Consider the following 19,437-nt stretch of genomic DNA (forward strand, 5'->3'; position numbering starts at 1 on the left):
AGGGTGGAGAAGGCACGTTCTACCTTTTTGCAACCAGGGCCCGTCCCGAAGCGGGCGGCGCTCTGGCTCGTCTTCCTGGGGCCGTTCTTCTATCTGAGCTATGGCGGCGCCAATTGGCTGGCATCGCAACACGCTCATGTGCCGAACGTCGCCTTCGCATGGGAAAGCGCCATTCCGTTCTTCGGATGGACGATCATTCCCTATTGGTCGATCAATCTGTTCTACGCGCTCTGCCTGTTCATCAACACGACGACACGCGATGTCGATGTGCTGGCGAGACGCTATCTGACGATCCAGATAATAGCCGTCACCTGCTTTATCGCGTTTCCGCTCGAAGCAATCTTCGTGCGGCCGGCAACGAGTGGCCTGCCCGGTTTCATGTTCGCCGTGCTCGGCGGCTTCGACAAGCCGTTCAACCAGGCGCCGTCGCTGCATATCGCGCTGCTGGTGGTGATTTGGGACCATCTGCGCGGCCGGTTGCCGCGCGGGGCACGGCTGCTCTGGCACGCCTGGTGCTTCCTCATCGGCGCCTCCGTGCTGACGACGTGGCAGCATCACGTCATCGACATACCGACCGGCATGCTGCTCGGCCTGTTTGCCGCCTGGCTTTTTCCGCGCGATGCCGGTTCGCCTCTTGCGAATTTTGCAGCGAGGGGCGATCCGAAGTCGCGCCGTCTCGGTATCTATTACCTTTGCAGCGCCGTCGCATTTCTCGGCCTTGCAGCGCTCTGCACTCCGCTGTCGGCCGCAGCGCTGCTGCTGCTCTGGCCGGCTGTTGCGCTGGCGATCGTTGCGCTCGGATATTTCGGCGCCGGCCCGCAGATATTCCAGAAACGCGCCGATGGCCGGGCCACGCTTGCCAGCCGCTGGCTGCTGGCACCCTATCGGCTCGGCGCCCACATCAACATCTGGCTCTGGACTTGGAGAATGCCGGCATCGGTGGCGATCGCCGACGGCGTCCATCTCGGCCGTTTTCCGCGCCGCGATGAGGTCGACCGTTTTGCCACGGTCATCGACATGACCGGCGAACTTCAGCGCCCAAGTGGAACATCAACGCGCTGGTGCAGCTTCCCGACCCTTGACCTTACGGCCATCGACAAGACCCAGACGCTCGCCGCGGCGAACCTCATCGAGGCTGCGCGCCAGCAGGGACCGGTTCTCGTCTGCTGTGCGCTAGGCTTCCAGCGGAGCGCTGGCGTCATCGTGCGGTGGCTGCTCATCAGCCGGCGTTGCGAAGATCCAGCCGAAGCCGTGCGGCTGATCGAACGGGCCGGACGGCGGGTTCATCTGCCGGCGGAAAGCATCCACGCCGTGACGGAGGGCATGCAATGACGGAGTGGAGTAGCACCGCCTCGGCGGTTGCGCGAAATCTCGGCCGCAATTCGATCTTCTGCGGGCTGACAGCGCTGTTGCCACTGATTGCCGGCCCGATCACCGCGGGATATCGCGGTTTCGCTCCGTCGCTCGGCTGGCTCTTGATGCTCGTTTTCTGCCTGATTGTCCTTGCGCTGGCGGTCCATCTTCTCTTCGATGCGCTGTTGTTTCGCGTCGCGTCGAGCCACGAGACCGAGGCCGCCGGTCTTGCCGCCGTCGACAACCTGCTGTCCCGGATGCAGCTTCGCAAGCCAGAGAAGTCGCCGGCTGGCCTGGAGAGGCGGATTGCCGGATCGCGCCGTATCGTCTGGCGGCAGCGTTTTGCACTCGCCGCCTGTCTCGTGATTTTCGCGATCCTGCTGTTCAATGCGGGTGACGGCCAGCCGCTGTGCTGAATTGCATGCTGCTGCGTATATCGCAGGTTCGGCCGACGCCGTCTGCTGTTCAGCCCGCGCCGATTTCTCTCAGCCTCGTCCTGATATGATCGACGCGTTCACGTCGTTGATGTCGCGCTTGCCGCAGAGCGCCATGGTGATGTCCATCTCGTTGCGGATGATGGAGAGCGCCAGCGTGACGCCTTCCTTGCCCATGGCGCCGAGCCCATAGAGGAAGGGACGGCCGATATAAGTGCCCTTGGCGCCGAGCGCCACGGCCTTCAGCACATCCTGGCCAGAGCGGATGCCGCCGTCGAGGTGGACTTCGATGCGGTCGCCGACGGCGTCGACGATGGCGGGCAGCATGCTGATCGAGGAGGGTGCGCCGTCGAGCTGGCGACCGCCGTGATTGGAGACGACGATCGCATCTGCGCCGGTGTCGGCGGCGGCCCTCGCATCCTCCGGATCGAGGATGCCCTTGATAATCAGGGGACCGCCCCATTGTTCCTTGATCCAGGCGACATCGGCCCAGGAGAGCCGGGGGTCGAACTGCTCGTGCGTCCATACGGCCAGTGAGGTGATACTGGAGACGTTTTTGGCGTGGCCGACGATATTGCCGAAGGTGCGGCGCTTCGTCTGAAGCATCTCCAGGCACCAGAAGGGCCGAGTCGCCATCTGCCAGAGATGTTTCGGGGTGAATCTCGGCGGCGCCGACAGGCCGTTGCGCAGGTCCTTGTGGCGCTGGCCGAGGATCTGCAGATCGGCCGTCAGCACCAGTGCCGAACATCCGGCCGCCTTGGCGCGGTTGATCAGCCCGAGGACAAAATCCTTATCCCGCATCACATAGAGCTGGAACCAGAAGGGGCGCGTCGTCACCGAAGCGACGTCCTCGATCGAGCAGATGCTCATCGTCGAAAGCGTGAAGGGAACGCCGAATTCTTCCGCCGCGCGCGCCGCCAGCATTTCGCCATCGGCATGCTGCATGCCGGTCAGGCCGGTCGGGGCGAGAGCCACCGGCATCGACACAGTCTGGCCGATCATCGTCGTTTCCAGCGTGCGGTCGGTCATGTCGACCATCACCCGCTGGCGCAGTTTGATCCCGCTGAAATCACTCTCGTTCGCCGCGTAGGTCGACTCCGTCCAGGCGCCCGAATCCGCATAGTCGAAAAACATCTTCGGCACACGGCGTTGCGCGCGCTTCTTCAGATCGGCGATCGTGAGCGGAGTGGCCATGAATTGAACTTTCACATCTGAATGCGGCTACCGGCCATAACATGAACTGCAAAAGGAGCGTTATGGGAAACTAGCCGCGTCGGACGGCTTTCGCGTTCCGCTCTGGCAGCGGCCGAGATCGTCAAAGCCTTGCTTTCAAAGCAATACCGGCCACATAGGTCTCAGCGACCGCTCGATCGTCGCCCATCGTTTGCAGCAGGAAGAGTTCCTCTGGCAGCGTCTTGACCACCTCCATCTTCAGCGCCATGGCCGGGGTGGCCGCAGCATCGAGGACGACGAGGTCGGCTTCGGTGCCGGGTTCCAGCGTGCCGATCCGGTCCGAAAGCGACAGTGCCTCGGCGTTGCCGCGGGTCATCAGGTAATAGCTTTCCAGCGGGTTCAGCCGCTCGCCGAGCAGCTGCTGGATCTTGTAGGCCTCGTCCATGGTCTTCAGCATCGAATAGCTGGAGCCGCCGCCGATATCGGTGGCGACACCGATGCGGAGCGGCTTTTCGCGGCGCGCCAGCGCCTTCAATGGGAAAAGGCCGGAGCCGAGGAAGAGGTTGGAGGTGGGGCAATGGACGGCGACGGAACCCGTCTCGCTCATGGCATCGGCTTCACGCTCGGACAGGTGGATGGCGTGGCCGAAGAGGCTTTTCGGCCCGAGCAGGCCGTAGCGGGCATAGATGTCGGTATAGTCGATCGCGTCCGGATACAGTTCGCAAGTGAATTTGATCTCGTCGTGATTTTCCGAAAGATGCGTCTGGATGTGCAGGTCGGGAAATTCGCGGGCGAGCGCTGCTGTCGCTTCCATCTGCGCCGGCGTCGAGGTGATGGCGAAACGCGGGGTGATGGCGACGTGGTTACGACCCTTGCCGTGCCAATCTGCTATCACCTGGCGGGTCTCGTCGTAACCCATCTCCGGCGTGTCGAGCAGACCCTGCGGGGCGTTGCGGTCCATCATTACCTTGCCGCCGAGCATGCGCATGTTGCGTTTCATCGCCTCGGCGAAGAAGGCGTCGGCCGAGGTCTTATGCACGGAGCAATAGGCGACCGCTGTCGTCGTGCCGTGGCGGATCAGCTCGTCGTAGAAATGCGTGGCGATCCTTTCAGCATGCGCGCTTTCGACGAAACGGCATTCCTCGGGAAATGTATAGGTGTTCAGCCATTCGAGCAGGTTGGCGGCATAGGAGGCGATCACCTGCATCTGCGGAAAATGCAGATGCATGTCGATGAAGCCGGGCATGATCAGATGCGGGCGGTGGTCGATCTCGGCCGTGCCTTCGGCGGCTTTCGCCTTGACGTCGGAATAGCGACCGATGGCTGCGATCAGCCCGTCCTCGATCAGCAGGCCACCGTCTTCCTCGTAGAGATAACTCTGGCTGTCGGCGAGACTCAGCGGCGCGCGATGGAAAGAGAGGAGCCGGCCGCGGAGAAGGGTCGTCGTCATTGTTTCTTGCCTTCGACTGCGCTTTCGAACCAGGCGACGAGCAGCCTGCGTTCGTCCGGCGTAATATCGGTCACGTTGCCGGGCGGCATGGCATGGCTGCGGCCTGCCTGTATATAGATTTCTCGGGCATGGGCGGCGATTTCCGCGTCGTTTTCGAGGACGACGCCCTTCGGCGGCCGCACGATACCTTCATAAGCGGGCTCGGCGGCATGGCACATGGAACAGCGCGTCGAGACCAGCTGCTTGACGGCTGGAAAATGCGGATCGCCGGCGAATTGCTGGAAGGCGGGGGCGACTGCCGCCGCATCAGTTTCACTGGTCAGCTGTTTCGGCACGGTCGAAAGCCACATGATCAGGATGAAGAGGATGAGGGTGACGATCCAGGTCCAGGTCGGCCGGCCTTTTCTGGCATGGGTGGTGTTGAACCAGTGGCGGATGGTGACGCCCATCAGGAAGACGAGCGCCGCGATCACCCAGTTGAATGCTGTGCCGAAGGCCAGAGGGTAATGGTTCGACAGCATGAAGAAGATGACGGGCAGCGTCAGGTAGTTGTTGTGCAGCGAACGCTGCTTGGCGATCTGCCCGTATTTAGGATCGGGCGTGCGGCCGGCGATCAGATCGGCAACGACGATCTTCTGGTTCGGAATGATGATCATGAAGACGTTGGCCGACATGATCGTCGCGGTGAAGGCGCCGAGATGCACGAAGGCGGCACGGCCGGTGAAAAGCTGCGTGTAGCCCCAGGCCATGAAGACGAGCACGACATAGAGCAACGCCATCAGGCCCCAGGTGTTGCGGCCGAGCGGGGATTTACACAGCAGGTCGTAGACGAGCCAGCCAAACGCCAAAGATGCCAACGAGATCGCGATGGCGACCGGCGGACTGATATCGAGCACATGCCGATCGATCAGGAAGAGATCAGCGCCGCCGTAATAGACGATGCAGAGCATCAGAAACCCGGAAATCCAGGTGAAATAGCTCTCATATTTGAACCAGGTCAGGTGCTCGGGCATTTGCGCGGGCGCCACGAGATATTTCTGGATATGATAGAAGCCGCCGCCGTGGACCTGCCATTCCTCGCCATAGGCGCCGGGCGGCAGATGAGGGCGTTTGACCAATCCGAGATCGAGCGCGATGAAATAGAAGGACGATCCGATCCAGGCGATCGCGGTGACGACATGGAACCAGCGCGCCGCGAAGGCCAGCCATTCCCATGCTATGGCATATTCGTACATCGAGTTCCCCTATCTTCCTCCGACTCGTGACATTGCGAAAATTTTGGCGGAGAGGGAAGAGGAGATTGAGGACTGCACTCACGGGGCAACGTTTGGTGCGATCAAAGGAGCAATGGAATGATCACCGCGCTCTACAGCGATCAGCTCATCGCCGAAAACGCGCCGATGGACCGGCGGCTTGCCGCGCTCACCCGCTCGCGTGGTAACCGCATCGGCTATATCGCCTCCGGCCCGGAGCCGCAGCGGGAGTTTTTCGACGAGAAACGGCAGTATTACGCCCGATACGGGCTTTCCCTCGATCTCTTCGTCGATCTCGACGCGCTTTCCGGCGACGCGGAGATCAGCCGGCTGTTTTCCTGTGACGCCATTCATCTGACCGGCGGCCACACCGGCGATTTCCTGCGGCGGCTGCGTCAAAGCGGCATGCTGGAGAAACTTCGCAGATGGGCATTGGATGACGGCATCCTCGTGGGAACCAGCGCCGGGGCGATTTTGATGACGCCGACGATCGCTGCAGATGCGCTGTTTTCCGGCGGTTCGCCCGATGCGGTGCGGGATGGCGTGGCTCTCGATCTGGTGCCCTTCGAGTTCTTTCCGCATCTGAACGACGATCCCGGTTATCTCCCTGCGCTGCTGCGCTACAGCGAGACGACGGCAAATCCGATTCTCGCCTGCCGGGACGGCGAGGGTCTCATTCTCGGCAACGGGCTCGTCGAAATCTTCGGCACTCCGTTGACGATTTCGGCCGGGTTTGCCGAAGCTGCCGATCGCGTCCGGATCGCCGATCTACTGTCCCGTGCCTAAAAGCTGCCGAGAATGCTGTGCATTATCCCCGCCTTATACTCGATCTGCTAATGTAGCGGATCTTGAAACGATCAAGACTCGATGACAGTTATGTTTAAGGCCGCCGGAATAAATAAGAACAGTTAGATCATCGGCGGCGCATTCATCAACGGAGAAGATGCCCATGCGCAGCATTCTGACGTGTGTGATGATTGCATATGCGTCGCTGGCGACGGCCCACGACGCACCCTCGGGATGGAGTTATGACCCCTATTGTTGCAATGGCGACAGTCATAACGGCGACTGCCAGATGATCCCTTCGAAAAGCGTGGCGGTGACGCCGGGCGGATATCGCGTAACCCTGCTGCCGGGCGATCACCGGCTGGTCACGCATGCTCATGTCTTCCTGCTGCCGATGACGAAAGCGATGCAATCCGGCGACAACGACTATCATCTTTGTCTGTTCCCGAACGAGGATACGCCGCGCTGTTTCTATGCGCCTGAGATGGGGTATTGAGGGCCATCCACATGCATCAAGTGCTTCAGTTTTCGGCCGCCTTCATCTCTTCGAGGATCCAGTTGCGGAAGGCCTTGATCTTCGGCACGTTGCGGCGATTTTCGGGATAGGCAAGCCAGTAAGCCTTGCCGTCGCTGCGGGTCAGCTCGAAGGGCTGGTAGAGACGGCCGAGCGCGATCTCGGCCGCATAGAAGGCCGGGTTGAGGATGGCGACGCCATGTCCTGACATCGCCGCATCGGCTTCCACCGCCTGCGAGCCCAGCTGATTACGCGGGCGGCGATCGAGATCCGTCTCGGTGACGCCGGCTGCCTCGAACCATTGTTTCCACCAGATGTCGCCGGCATCGAAGAGATCGAACTTCAAGAGGTCGCGCGGCTCCTTGATGCCGCCGGCCGACTCCGCCAGCTTCGGGCTGAGCATTGGAGTGAACTCCAACCCCATCAGCCGGTGCAGGGTCAGCCCCGGCCAGTTGCCGTCACCCCAACGGATGCCGACATCGATCTGCTCGCGGGAGAAGTCGATGATGTCGGAGGTCGCCTGAAAGCGCACCGCGATCGCCGGATGCTTCAAATGGAAGGAGCCGAGCCGCGGCGCCAGCCATTTCGAGGCGAAGGTGTGGGTCGAGCTGATGGCGAGCGTGCCCTCGACGCTATCGCGCGCCGTCGCCATCGCGTCGTGCAACATGGCGAAGGCCTCGGTTACCTTCGGCGCCAGCCGCTCGCCGGTGTCCGTCAACTCGATCTGGCGGGGGCGGCGCAGGAAGAGCGGCTCGCCGACATTCTCCTCCAGCAGTTTGATCTGGTAACTGACGGCCGTCTGCGTCATGCCCAGCTCGTCACCCGCCTTGGTGAAACTGCCGAGCCGGGCGGCGGCCTCGAAGACGCGCAGCGCATTCAGCGGAAACTGTTTCGAGAGTTTCATGGATAAGTTCTCTTGATGCAGGCAGACGGTCGTTCGATTGGAATTGCAGCATTTTTGGCAGCAAACTGCAACTCATACCATCAATCTATCGAGGTGATGTCATGGATTGCTCTACGATCGAAGAGAACCGGCCGCAGCAGAGCACCAGTGCTTTCCGGCGGGTTGCCAGCTGGCTGGTCGGCAGCGCCGGCCGTGTCTGCCGTCTGCCTCGGCTCGATCTTTCCGTCATGCCGGACCGTGTCAAGCGCGACCTCGGTTTTCTCGATGGGCGCGATCCGTATTACGAGGACGAGCGCATGCGGTAGGCAGCAAGCGCCGTCAGGATCTCGGCGGCGGTCATGGCGGCGATCACTTCAGGGCGTTTGTCCCTGACGGCTGCGCCGCCGATCGGCAACGTCAGGCGCTCCAGCCAGCTACCTTCGCCGCCGCCTTCACGGGAAAGCCAGTTTGTGAAGGTGGCGCGCTTGGTCGCCGAGCCGATCATGCCGGTATAGGCAAGATCGGTTCTTTCAAGCGCCTCGCGGGCGATAAGAAAATCCAGCGCATGGTCGTGGGTGAGGATAACGACCGCGCCGCCGGCCGGAATATCCTTCACCAGTGCTTCCGGCATCGGCACGAGCCTGGTCGTCGTCTGCACCGGCAGATTGGTCAGTTCCTCCTGCCTCGTTTCAACGACTGTCACCGACAGCGGGAGCGGCGCGAGGGCCGCCGCCAGGGCCCGGCCGACATGGCCGGCGCCGAAGAGAAGCACTTCGGGCAAACGCTCGATCTCGCCAGCAAGCTTTGCTTCGAGTTCGTTTTTCAATGGCTGCGTCAGCCGCCGGAACCTAATCTGCGTCCGCCCGCCGCAGCACTGGCCGATCTCGGGGCCGAGCGGGATATCCATGGTTGTCGCGCCGCCGGTTCCCGCAAGCATCTCCCGGGCATTGCGGATGGCCATGAACTCGAACTGCCCGCCGCCGATCGTGCCCCATAGCGTGGTTTGCGAGACAAGCATGAAGGTTCCGGCCTCACGCGGGGTGGACCCTTGTGTGCCGGTAATGTCGACGAGGATGCTGTCGGGGTGGGTGGCGAGAAAGGTGGGGAGCTCGGTCATGGGAGGACGGCCGATGGGTGTGCGGCTGTGGCACCCCCCTCTGTCCTTTCAAACAACAAATCAGCCGGACGCATCCTACACCCGCTTCATCCGCTCCACCGCCATCAGCACCCGTTCCGGCGTCGCCGGCGCATCGAGCCTCGGGCAGACCTTATAGTCGGCGACGCTGGCCACCGCCATCGACAGCGCTTCCAGCACCGAGATCGCCAGCATGAAGGGGGGTTCGCCGACGGCCTTCGAGCGGCCGATGGTGGCCTCGGTGTTCTCCGACCATTCGGCGAGGCGCACGTTGAAGATCTTCGGGCGGTCGGAGGCGAGCGGGATCTTGTAGGTCGAGGGCGCGTGAGTGCGCAGCCGGCCCTTGTCGTCCCACCAGAGCTCTTCAGTCGTCAGCCAGCCCATGCCCTGGACGAAGGCGCCTTCGACCTGGCCGAGGTCGATTGCCGGGTTCAGCGAGCGACCGACATCGTGGAGAATGTCGGTGCGGTCGACCAGATATTCGCCGGTCAGCGTGTCGATCGAAACCTCGGTGCAGGCAGCGCCATAGGCGAAATAATAGAAGGGCGTGCCGCGGCCGGCCTTGCGATCCCAGTGGATCTTCGGCGTCTTGTAGAAGCCGGCGGCCGAGAGCTGGACCCGGGCGAAATAGGCCTGCTTGATGAAATCCGGGAAGGGGATCTCGATTTCGCCGACGCGCACGCGGTTCGGCAGGAACACGACCTCGGAGGGCGCCACATCCCATTTCTCGGCGGCAAAGGCCGTGAGCCGTTCCTTGATCTGCCGAGCAGCGTCATAAGCGGCCATGCCGTTGAGATCGGAACCGGATGAGGCGGCGGTGGCCGAGGTGTTCGGCACCTTGGCCGTCGTTGTCGCGGTGATCTTCACCCGAGAGATATCGACCTGGAAGCTGTCGGCCAGCACCTGCGCCACCTTGGTATAGAGGCCCTGGCCCATTTCGGTGCCGCCATGGTTCAGGTGGATGGAACCGTCCTGATAGATATGGACGAGGGCGCCGGCCTGGTTGAAGGCGGTCATGGTGAAGGAGATGCCGAATTTGACCGGCGTGAGCGCGATGCCCTTTCTGATGTAGCGGCTGTCGCGGTTGAAGCCGATGATGGCATTGCGTCGCGCCCGGTATTCGGCGGTCTCCTCGAGCTCCTCGACGACGCGGGCGATGATGTTGTCCTCTACCTCCTGGTGGTAGGGCGTTAGCGTGCGCCCGGAACCCGGCTGGCCGTAGAAATTCAGCTTGCGAATATCGAGCGGGTCTTTGCCGAGGGCATAGGCGATTTCCTCGATGACGCGTTCGGCGCCGAGCATGCCCTGCGGCCCGCCGAAGCCGCGGAAGGCGGTGTTGGAGACGGTGTGGGTTTTCAGCGGTTTCGACTGCAACTGCACATGCGGGTAGAAATAGCTGGAATCGGCATGGAAGAGGGCACGGTCGGTGACCGGTCCGGAGAGATCCGACGAGAAGCCACAGCGCGCCGCATAAGTGGCGTCGACCGCGTGGATGCGGCCTTCGGCATCGAAACCGACCTCGTAATCGACGAGGAAATCGTGGCGCTTGCCGGTGGCGCTCATATCCTCGTCGCGATCCGGACGGAACTTGATGGCGCGGCCGAGCTTCTTGGCGGCGATTGCGGCAAGGGCTGCGAACTGATTGCCTTGCGTCTCCTTGCCGCCGAAGCCGCCGCCCATGCGGCGCACGTTGACGGTGACGGCGTTGGACGGGATATCGAGCACGTGGCCGACGATGTGCTGGATTTCGCTCGGATGCTGCGTCGAGGACCAGACGATGACCTCGTCGTCCTCGCCGGGGATTGCCACGGCGATATGGCCTTCGAGGTAGAAATGCTCCTGGCCGCCGATGCGTATCTGACCTTTGAGCCGCATGGCGGCATTCGGCATTTCCGTTTCCGGCTCGCCGCGATGGAGCGTCATCGGAGCGATGACGAGAGGGCCGCCATTGGCGAGTGCGCCGTCGATATCGCTCCAATGCGGCAGGTCTCGATAGTCGATCTTGGCGAGCCGTGCGGCGCGGCGCGCCGCGTCACGCGTTTCAGCGATGACGGCAAAGATGGGCTGGCCGTGGAACTGAACCAAAGTTTCGGCGAGCAGTGGCTCGTCATGGCTGCCGTTGGAACTGGTGTCGTTGATGCCGGGCACGTCCTTGCCGGTGAAGACCCAGACGACGCCGGGATAGGCGGCGACCGCGGAAAGATCGATGCCGGCGATTTCGGCATGGGCCCGGTCGGAAAGGCCGAGCGCGCCGTGTAGCAGGCCGGCGGGTTCGGGAATATCGTCGATATAATCGGCAGTTCCGGTGACGTGTTTATGCGCCGAGTCATGGCGCAGCGAACCGTGCATCGGGCCTGATATGACGACCTTGCGGTCTTCGAAGGTGGATTTGTCCATCAGATCAGGCCTCCGCCGAAGGAGTGATGGTATGCGGCTACTCCGCACTCCCTCATTCCTGTGCTTGTCACAGGAATCCAGCCACCGCGCGTCGGCGCGGGGAATGACTCAACTGACCTTAAGAAAAAGTTTCCCGCGCCCAAGGACTTGGGCGCACTGGATTCCTGTGACAAGCACAGGAATGAGGGAGGGGAGGAGACCGCGACTGTTGCCATCAAAGCCTGCATTCCGGGCGTGCTGATTAGTGTATCCATCACGCCACCTCCTCGAACCGCTTCAGCTCCGCCGGCGCGCCGACCGTTTCCAGGTAGAACCGCGTCAGCAAATTCATTGCCGTCAGCTGGCGATATTCCGCCGTGGCGCGCCAGTCGGTGAGCGGTTGGAAATCGGTGTCGAAGGCGGGACGGGCGGCTTCGACGGTGGCTTCCGTCCAGGGTTTGCCGAGAAGTTCGGCTTCCACCGTGCGGGCGCGTTTCGGCGTTGCCGCCATGCCGCCGAAGGCGATGCGGATGTCGGTGATCGTCTCGGCGTCGTCGAGCGTCAGCAGGAAGGCGCCGAGCACGGCGGTGATATCCTCGTCGCGGCGCTTGGTGATCTTGTAGGCGGCAAAGCGGCTTGTTGCCTTGGGATAGGGCACGAAGACACTTTCGACGAATTCGCCGGGCTTCCGATCTTGCTTGCCGTAGGCGATGAAGAAATCCTCGATCGGCATTTTGCGCTGGCCTGCCAGGGAGCGCAGCGTCAGCGTCGCGCCGAGCGCGATCAGCGGCGGCGGGCTATCGCCGATCGGCGAGCCATTGGTGATATTGCCGCCGATGGTGCCCATGTTGCGCACCTGTTCGCCGCCGATGCGGTCGATCAGCCGGCCAAGCGCCGGGATCTTTTTCGAGATCGCCGCAAAGGCGCCGGTATAGCTGACGCCGGCGCCGATGGTGATGCCGTCCTCGCTTTCGGTGATTGACTGCAATTCGCTCAGGTGATTGATGAAGACGACGGGGCTCAGCCGCCGCATCTGCTTCGTCACCCAGAGGCCGACATCGGTCGCGCCAGCGACGACGGTCGCGTCGGGCTCCTGCGAGAGGATTTCCGTCAGAGCCTGGACCGAAGCCGGCACGATCAGCCGGTCCTCGTCCTTTCCGATCCTGATGGTGCCGCTCGCCTGCATCGCCCAAAGCCGGGCGACGATTTCCGAACGTGTCCGCTCCAGCGGGTCGAAGAGCGCGCTCGGCCGCGTCAGGCTGACCTGCTCGGCGGCTTTGACGATGGGCTCGTATCCGGTGCAGCGACAGAGATTGCCTTGCAGCGCCTTTTCGATTTCGCGGCGGCCGGGCTTTTCCATCGTCAACCACAGGCCATAGAGCGACATGACGAAGCCCGGGGTGCAGAAGCCGCATTGCGAACCATGACAATCGACCAGCGCCTGTTGCACCGGGTGCAGCGCTCCGTTCCGGCCGGCCAAGTGCTCGACCGTCACCACATGGGTGGCGTGCAGCGAACCGATGAAACGGATGCAGGCATTGACGGATTCATAGGAAAGCTTGCCATCGGCAAGTCGGCCGACGAGCACAGTGCAAGCGCCGCAATCGCCTTCTGCACATCCTTCTTTCGTGCCCGTGAGCCGTCGCTTCAACCGCAGAAAATCGAGAAGCGTCTCGGTCGGCCCGACATCGGTGAGCGCGATGTCCTCGCCATTCAGGATGAAACGGATGCTGTCTTTCATGATATTCCCGGTTGTTTTTTCCAAATGGTTAGGCCGCCGTCCAGCCACCGTCAATCGAGATGTGCGTTCCGGTCACCTGGCGGGCGGCATCGCTGGCAAGATAAAGCGACAGCGCGCCAATCTCCTCGGCCTTGACGAATTCACGGGTCGGCTGCGCCTTGAGGATGACCTCGCTCTTCACCTGCTCCTCGGTCATGCCGCGGGCCCTGGCGGTGTCGGGTATCTGCTTTTCGACGAGCGGAGTCAGCACATAGCCGGGGCAGATGGCGTTCACGGTCACGCCGAATTCGGCAAGTTCCAGCGCTGCCGTCTTCGTCAGTCCTAATATACCATGTTTTGCCGCGACATAGGCGGATTTGAACGGGGAGGCGACGAGGCCGTGGGCTGAGGCGATGTTGATGATGCGGCCGTTTTTCCTAGCCTTCATCAGCGGGATTGTAGCGCGCATGGTATGAAAGGAACTGGAAAGATTGATCGCGATGATCTTGTCCCATTTCTCGATCGGGAAATCCTCGATCTTCTCGACATGCTGGATACCGGCATTGTTGACCAGGACATCGACGGTGCCGAAGCTCTTTGCTGCCGTTTCGATCAGGTCGGCGATCTCTGCGGGTTTGGTCATGTCGGCCGGATGATAGATCGTCCGGCCTTTCGACACTGATTCAAGCCGCTCGACGATCGCCTTGATTTCATCGGCATTCCCGAAGCCGTTGATGACGACGTTGTCGCCGGTTTCGGCAAAGGCCGTGGCAATCGCAAGGCCGATGCCGCTGGTGGAACCGGTGACGACGACTGTTCTGCTCATGCTGTTCTCTCCTGAGATCGCGATGCTGCGTTGCAACGTTGTTGGCGAGGTTATGCCCAAAGGCGCCAGGCTGGCAATTCCGCTTTATTCGCTTTTCTCGCCTGCATCCGTGTCCTATTGATTTGTCACGATAATCGGTATGCTTGAGGAGGGATTTTATGAGCGGATATGTTCTGGCGATCGATCAGGGGACGACGTCGACACGGGCAATCGTTTTCGATGGCGACATGCATGTCGCCGGTAAGGGCCAGAAGGAATTCACCCAGATCTATCCGCGCTCCGGCTGGGTCGAGCATGATCCCGAGGAAATCTGGGATTCGGTCGTCTCGACGGTCCAGATGGCGCTGCGCGATGCCGGAATCACGGCCAGGGATGTTGCAGCACTCGGCATCACCAACCAGCGCGAGACGGTCGTCGTCTGGGAGCGCGAGACCGGCCGGCCGATCCAGAATGCCATTGTTTGGCAGGACCGGCGCACCGCAAGCTATTGCGATAATCTGAAACGGCAGGATCTCGAACGGCTGTTCACCAAGAAGACCGGCCTGCTACTCGATCCCTATTTTTCCGGCACGAAGCTTTCCTGGATGCTCGCCAACGTGAAGGGTGCCAGGGCACGCGCCGCCAGGGGGGATCTCTGCTTCGGCACGATCGACACTTTCCTCATCTGGCGGCTGACAGGCGGCAAGAGTTTCGTCACCGACGCCACCAACGCCTCGCGCACGCTGATGTACAATATCTCCGACAATGCCTGGGACGATGACCTGCTCGATATTCTGAGGGTGCCTGCCGCCATGCTGCCGGAGGTCAAGGATTGCGCCGCCGATTTCGGCACGGTCGATCCAGAGATTTTCGGCGCCGCGATCCCGATCCTCGGTGTTGCCGGCGACCAGCAGGCGGCGACCATCGGCCAGGCGTGTTTTGCACCGGGCATGCTGAAATCGACCTACGGCACCGGCTGTTTCGCGCTGCTGAATACCGGCGTTGATATGGTGCGGTCGAAAAACCGGCTGCTGACCACCATCGCCTATCGCCTGAACGGCGAGACGACCTATGCGCTGGAGGGTTCGATCTTCATCGCCGGCGCGGCGGTACAATGGCTGCGGGACGGGCTCGGCGTCATCGGCAGCGCCGCCGAGACCAGTGCGCTTGCCGAGAGGGCCGATCCGACGCAGGAGGTCTATCTCGTGCCCGCCTTCACCGGCCTCGGCGCACCGCACTGGGATGCCAAGGCGCGCGGCGCGATCTTCGGGCTGACACGCAACAGCGGCCCGGCGGAACTTTCCAGGGCGGCGCTGGAAGCCGTCTGCTACCAGACCCGCGACCTGCTCGATGCCATGCAGAAGGACTGGAAGAACGGCACCGACGACACCGTGCTGCGCGTCGATGGCGGCATGGTTGCCTCCGACTGGACGATGCAGCGGCTCGCCGACTTGTTGGAGGCGCCGGTCGACCGTCCCGTGATCCTTGAGACGACGGCGCTTGGAGCGGCCTGGCTTGCCGGCAGCAGGGCTGGGGTGTGGCCGGACAGGGAGAAGTTCTCGGCGACCTGGAAGCGTGATCGGCGCTTCGAGCCCTCGATGGACGAGAAGACCCGAGCTGCTAAGCTTCGCGGCTGGAAGAATGCGGTGAAGCGGACACTCAGCGAACTTTGAGGGATATCTGAGGTTAAGCTTCGGGGAGGCGGTTTTGCTGCCGCCTGCCTGTTCCCATCACTTCTTCAGCCAGGGCGTTTCCGTGCTCCAGAAGATCACGTTTGCGCCGAGATAGTCCTGGGCGAAGGCGGTGAATTCCTCCTTGGTGAAGGGCTTCTTGGTCGTCGGGTTCTTGTAGGTCAGCGTTGGCTCCTGCACGGCGAGGCCGACATAGGAAAGCCTGCCCTTGTACTTGTTGAAGTAGGGGTAGGAGTTCTTCATCTGCGCCTTGCGGTTCGGCACGATATCAGGGCCGCCAAGGCCAACATTGTTCCTTTCGGCGTAATCGAAGAGGCGGCCCATGTAATTATGGTCGTTCTCCCATTCGCAGGGCCAGAAGTTCACATATTGCACGACCAACGACTTTTCGAAGGCCTTGCGGGCGAAGGCAAGGTTTTCCAACTCGGCCGAGAAATAGGCATCGCACGAAAAACCCTTCGGTTCATGCTTGGGATCGAGGTCGATGGAGGTTTCCGGCAGGTTTATGCCGTAGACCTGCCCGTCGAACTTTTCGGCAAGTGCCTTCAGGAGCGCCTGGTACCGTTCGCGAACGGCTGGGTTCCACTGCTGGGCGACCCAGCCGGAACCCACAGGCTCGTTCTCGCCGGGATTGTCGAATTGCGGGGTCAGGCCGCCGTCATATTCCGGTTCGGTCAGCATGTAGTCCGGAATGTTGCGCGCCTTCAAGTCGAAAAAGCGGTCCTGCACTTGGATGAACATCTTCTTGTTCAGGCTTTTAGCGATGGCAAGGTCCTGTTCGATTGCCGAAAAATCATAATGCTCCTTCGCCGTTTCCAGGCTCTTCCAGTTATAGACGACCTGCACGCCACCGATATCGGGCCGGGCGAGCTTCGCCTTTGCGGCCACGAGGTCGCCGGAGCCCATATAGAGGAAGTTTTCCGGGGCGGAGGCGGCATGGGCAGCCTGCGTCGACAACACGAGTGTGGCAAGCGCAACGAGAAGTCTCGGAGATTTGTTCATGGGGCTCTCGAATGGAAAGGTGATGGAAAGCGCGCACAGCTCTCTGGACCAAATTGGGCAACTCAATGGCGGCGATTGCAGAGCCCTTGTGGATAGGTAAACGCGCTGCATTCATCAGACTTACTGATTTAATTTTTTGATGCGGCCTGTCGGCCAAACGGTTACTCCTTCGTCATTCGGAAAGAGGAGCCACCGATGCTTTACGCAATCCTTTGCTACGCCAATGAGGAAACCGTCTTCGCCTGGACCGAGGAGGAAGAGGCTGCCGTCATGGGGAACCTCCATGCCGTGATCGAGCCGCTCGCCGCTGCCGGCAAGCTCGGCCCGACCGGCCGGCTGATGCCGACGACGGCCGCAGCAACCGTGCGCAAGGGCAGGGACGAGGCCTTCGTTGTCGACGGTCCGTTTGCGGAAACGAAAGAGGCGCTTCTCGGCTTCTATACGGTTGATTTCGAAACACTGGATGAGGCAATCGCCTTCTCCAAGCAGCTTTCCGCGGTCAATCCGGGTTCCACCTCTTACGAAATTCGGCCGTTCTACACCTTCAGGCCGGGAGAGATCGCGTCATGACAGACATCGCCTGGATCGACCTCGCACTTGCCTCTGCCCGGCCGAAGGCGCTCGGTGCGCTGCTGCGCTATTTTCGCAATCTCGATATTGCGGAAGAGGCGTTTCAGGAAGCGTGCCTGAGGGCGATCCGGACCTGGCCGGAAAAAGGGCCGCCGCGCGATCCGACCGCCTGGCTGATCTTCGTCGGCCGCAACAGTGGTATCGATGCGGTGCGCAAGCGGGCGAAGATCCAGGCCCTGCCGGACGAGGATCAGATTTCCGACACCGAGGACGCTGAAAGCAACATTGCCGACCGGCTGGACGATTCCCACTATCGCGACGATATCCTGCGGCTTCTCTTCATCTGCTGTCATCCCGATCTGCCGGCGACCCAGCAGATTGCGCTGGCGCTGCGCATCGTTTCTGGCCTGTCAGTGCCGCAGATCGCCCGCGCCTTCCTGGTCTCCGAAAGCGCCATGGAGCAGCGCATCACCCGGGCCAAGGCGCGCGTTGCCAAGGCAGGCGTGCCTTTCGAAACGCCGAGCCCAGAGGAAAGGGCCGAACGTCTGTCGATCGTCAGCACGATGATCTATCTGATCTTCAACGAGGGCTACAGCCAGGCCGATCCCAGGCATGAGGCGGCTGCCTTCAGCGACGAGGCGATCCGGCTGGTACGGCTGATGCTGGGGATCTTTCCATCCGAACCGGAGTTGATGGGGCTGCTTGCTCTGATGCTTCTGCAGATCTCGCGCCGGCCGGCGCGCTTCAGCGCCGAAGACGAGATCGTGCTGCTCGAAGATCAGGACCGCTCGCTGTGGAACCGACCCTTCATCAATGAGGCCTTGGCGCTTCTCGACAAGGCGCTGCGACACCGCCGGCCCGGCCCGTATCAGCTTCAGGCGGCGATTGCCGCCATCCATTCTCGGGCAAAACGCGCCGCAGACACCGACTGGGTGGAAATCGATCTGCTCTACCGCGCGCTGGAGCGTTTTCAGCCGTCTCCCGTCGTGACGCTCAATCGCGCGGTCGTGGTTTCCAAGCTGCACGGGCCGCAAGAGGCGCTCGATCTCATCGATCCGCTCGGTGAGAAGCTCGGCGGCTATTTCTACTATCACGGCTTGCGGGGCGGGCTGCTGAAGCAGCTTGGTTTGACCCGTCAGGCACGCGAAGCCTTCGACCGCGCCATCGCGCTTGCCCATTCGGCAGCGGAAGCCGCCCATATCCGCCGGCAGATCGATAAGCTGCAGGAAGAGACGACGATCGCCAAATAAAAAATCGATGCGCTGTCGGAACGGCGAGCTTCGACACGTCCTTGTAACAGCCTGACAGCAAACAGGTTTATTGAAACGGAGAGATGTCGCAATGACCGCCAGCACACAACATGAACTCGTCCTCGTTCGTGAATTCGACGCACCGCGCGAAAAGATCTACAAGGCATGGACCGATCCTGACCTGCTGAAGCAGTGGTTCGTGCCGCGTCCCTGGAGTGTGGCGGAAGCAACGCTCGACGTCCGCCCTGGCGGATCCAGCGTCGTCGTCATGCAGGATCCCGAGGGTAATCAGTATCCGAACCGTGGCGTCTATCTGGAGGTTATCGAGAACGAGAAGATCGTCTTTACCGACGCCTATAGCAGCGCCTGGGTGCCTGCCGAAAAACCCTTCTTCACCGGGGTCATCCTGCTCGAAGATCTCGGCAACGGCCGCACGAAATATACGGCCAAGGCGCTGCACTGGCGTGCCGAAGACAAGGAAGCGCATGAGAAGATGGGCTTCCACGAAGGATGGGGCAAGGCGGCGGATCAGTTGGCGGAAGTGCTGGCTTCAGGTAAGGTCTGAGGCGGCTTGGAAGATAATTCCGCCGGTGGTTGGAAGTCGTTGAATTCAGATTCGAATTGGTGGTTTCGGGTTCGTTGGTGTCTGTCGACGCAGGACTTATCCTAATGCCAATCTTCTGAGATGAAGGCTACGTCTACATCCTCGTATCCGGACGCAATGGCACGCTCTATACCGGCGTGACACGCGACCTTGCTGGCCGGCTATACGAGCATCAGAATGAACTGACGCCGGGGTTTACGTCGAAGTATGGCGTCAAGACGCTGGTTTGGTTTGAGGAGCATGATTTGCTAATCACCGCGATCACCCGTGAGAAGACCATCAAGAAATGGCCGCGGCAGTGGAAGCTCAATTTGATCGAAAGGGAAAATCCTGAGTGGGAGGATATTTCGTTTCATCTCTTGGGTCTGTGAGGGATGAGTCTCTTGTCGCGCAGACGCGCGACTGCTGGATTCCTGTGACGAGCACAGGAATGAGGGA

At 61.4% G+C, this 19,437-nt stretch carries 19 protein-coding genes; 10 read left to right on the plus strand and 9 right to left on the minus strand.

Going from position 1 to position 19,437, the window contains the following annotated elements; genetic code table 11:
* The first annotated feature begins 3 nt into the window (after positions 1–3).
* The gene (locus FFM81_RS05485) at positions 4–1,332 is read left to right on the plus strand and encodes a phosphatase PAP2/dual specificity phosphatase family protein (protein ID WP_003565678.1); all 1,329 of its coding nucleotides are present in this window, start codon (positions 4–6) and stop codon (positions 1,330–1,332) included.
* On the plus strand, positions 1,329–1,769 hold the full coding sequence (locus FFM81_RS05490; RefSeq protein WP_003565676.1) for a hypothetical protein: 441 nt from the start codon (positions 1,329–1,331) through the stop codon (positions 1,767–1,769). Before FFM81_RS05485 ends, FFM81_RS05490 begins: the two co-directional genes overlap by 4 nt.
* 69 nt (positions 1,770–1,838) lie before the next feature.
* Here FFM81_RS05490 and FFM81_RS05495 read toward each other — a convergent pair whose 3' ends face one another.
* The 3 genes from FFM81_RS05495 to FFM81_RS05505 form a co-directional block, all read right to left on the minus strand.
* On the minus strand, positions 1,839–2,981 hold the full coding sequence (locus FFM81_RS05495) for an alpha-hydroxy acid oxidase (RefSeq protein WP_003565674.1): 1,143 nt from the start codon (positions 2,979–2,981) through the stop codon (positions 1,839–1,841).
* A 121-nt stretch (positions 2,982–3,102) separates the two neighbouring features.
* A complete protein-coding gene (guaD, locus tag FFM81_RS05500) occupies positions 3,103–4,410 on the minus strand; it encodes a guanine deaminase (RefSeq protein ID WP_003565672.1) in 1,308 nt (435 codons plus the stop codon).
* Positions 4,407–5,645 (minus strand): urate hydroxylase PuuD, encoded by a 1,239-nt coding sequence (locus FFM81_RS05505; RefSeq protein ID WP_003565670.1) that lies wholly within the window; start codon positions 5,643–5,645, stop codon positions 4,407–4,409. Before FFM81_RS05505 ends, guaD begins: the two co-directional genes overlap by 4 nt.
* A 117-nt stretch (positions 5,646–5,762) precedes the next feature.
* Between FFM81_RS05505 and FFM81_RS05510 the strand changes: the two genes are divergently transcribed.
* Both FFM81_RS05510 and FFM81_RS05515 read left to right on the plus strand, forming a co-directional pair.
* Positions 5,763–6,449, plus strand: a complete 687-nt coding sequence (locus tag FFM81_RS05510) for a Type 1 glutamine amidotransferase-like domain-containing protein (RefSeq protein ID WP_025416787.1) — start codon at positions 5,763–5,765, stop codon at positions 6,447–6,449.
* 163 nt (positions 6,450–6,612) lie between these two features.
* The gene (locus FFM81_RS05515; RefSeq protein WP_003565666.1) at positions 6,613–6,945 is read left to right on the plus strand and encodes a hypothetical protein; all 333 of its coding nucleotides are present in this window, start codon (positions 6,613–6,615) and stop codon (positions 6,943–6,945) included.
* Positions 6,946–6,970: 25 nt separating this feature from the next.
* On the opposite strand, the gene FFM81_RS05520 is transcribed toward FFM81_RS05515, so the two are convergent.
* Entirely contained in the window at positions 6,971–7,867 is an 897-nt protein-coding gene (locus tag FFM81_RS05520) for a LysR substrate-binding domain-containing protein (RefSeq protein WP_003565662.1), read from the minus strand.
* Between the two features lie 101 nt (positions 7,868–7,968).
* Between FFM81_RS05520 and FFM81_RS05525 the strand changes: the two genes are divergently transcribed.
* A complete protein-coding gene (locus FFM81_RS05525) occupies positions 7,969–8,172 on the plus strand; it encodes a hypothetical protein (RefSeq protein WP_003565660.1) in 204 nt (67 codons plus the stop codon).
* Here the strand turns inward: FFM81_RS05525 and xdhC are convergent.
* The 4 genes from xdhC to FFM81_RS05545 form a co-directional block, all read right to left on the minus strand.
* On the minus strand, positions 8,148–8,963 hold the full coding sequence (gene xdhC / locus FFM81_RS05530; protein ID WP_097537197.1) for a xanthine dehydrogenase accessory protein XdhC: 816 nt from the start codon (positions 8,961–8,963) through the stop codon (positions 8,148–8,150). The genes FFM81_RS05525 and xdhC overlap by 25 nt on opposite strands.
* Before the next feature lie 75 nt (positions 8,964–9,038).
* Positions 9,039–11,378, minus strand: a complete 2,340-nt coding sequence (gene xdhB / locus FFM81_RS05535; protein ID WP_003565656.1) for a xanthine dehydrogenase molybdopterin binding subunit — start codon at positions 11,376–11,378, stop codon at positions 9,039–9,041.
* Between the two features lie 253 nt (positions 11,379–11,631).
* A complete protein-coding gene (gene xdhA, locus FFM81_RS05540) occupies positions 11,632–13,098 on the minus strand; it encodes a xanthine dehydrogenase small subunit (RefSeq protein WP_138384950.1) in 1,467 nt (488 codons plus the stop codon).
* A gap of 28 nt (positions 13,099–13,126) precedes the next feature.
* Complete coding sequence (locus tag FFM81_RS05545) at positions 13,127–13,903, minus strand: 3-hydroxybutyrate dehydrogenase (protein ID WP_003565651.1); 777 nt, start codon at positions 13,901–13,903, stop codon at positions 13,127–13,129.
* Between the two features lie 158 nt (positions 13,904–14,061).
* Between FFM81_RS05545 and glpK the strand changes: the two genes are divergently transcribed.
* A complete protein-coding gene (gene glpK, locus FFM81_RS05550) occupies positions 14,062–15,555 on the plus strand; it encodes a glycerol kinase GlpK (RefSeq protein WP_003565649.1) in 1,494 nt (497 codons plus the stop codon).
* Between the two features lie 57 nt (positions 15,556–15,612).
* Here the strand turns inward: glpK and FFM81_RS05555 are convergent, their stop codons facing one another.
* Positions 15,613–16,575 (minus strand): hypothetical protein, encoded by a 963-nt coding sequence (locus FFM81_RS05555; RefSeq protein ID WP_025416784.1) that lies wholly within the window; start codon positions 16,573–16,575, stop codon positions 15,613–15,615.
* Positions 16,576–16,770: 195 nt separating this feature from the next.
* Here FFM81_RS05555 and FFM81_RS05560 point away from each other — a divergent pair, with 195 nt between their 5' ends.
* From FFM81_RS05560 to FFM81_RS05575, 4 genes are all read left to right on the plus strand, one after another.
* Positions 16,771–17,145 (plus strand): YciI family protein, encoded by a 375-nt coding sequence (locus FFM81_RS05560; protein WP_003565644.1) that lies wholly within the window; start codon positions 16,771–16,773, stop codon positions 17,143–17,145.
* Positions 17,142–18,395: an RNA polymerase sigma factor gene (locus FFM81_RS05565; protein ID WP_025416783.1), complete on the plus strand. Its 1,254-nt coding sequence runs from the start codon at positions 17,142–17,144 to the stop codon at positions 18,393–18,395. The genes FFM81_RS05560 and FFM81_RS05565 overlap by 4 nt, the downstream gene beginning before the upstream one ends.
* Before the next feature lie 91 nt (positions 18,396–18,486).
* On the plus strand, positions 18,487–18,960 hold the full coding sequence (locus tag FFM81_RS05570) for an SRPBCC family protein (RefSeq protein ID WP_138384951.1): 474 nt from the start codon (positions 18,487–18,489) through the stop codon (positions 18,958–18,960).
* Positions 18,961–19,136: 176 nt separating this feature from the next.
* Positions 19,137–19,370: a GIY-YIG nuclease family protein gene (locus FFM81_RS05575; RefSeq protein WP_025416782.1), complete on the plus strand. Its 234-nt coding sequence runs from the start codon at positions 19,137–19,139 to the stop codon at positions 19,368–19,370.
* Positions 19,371–19,437: the final 67 nt, after the last annotated feature.

It is taken from the genome of Rhizobium hidalgonense, assembly GCF_005862185.2.
Classification (GTDB): Bacteria; Pseudomonadota; Alphaproteobacteria; order Rhizobiales; family Rhizobiaceae; genus Rhizobium; species Rhizobium hidalgonense.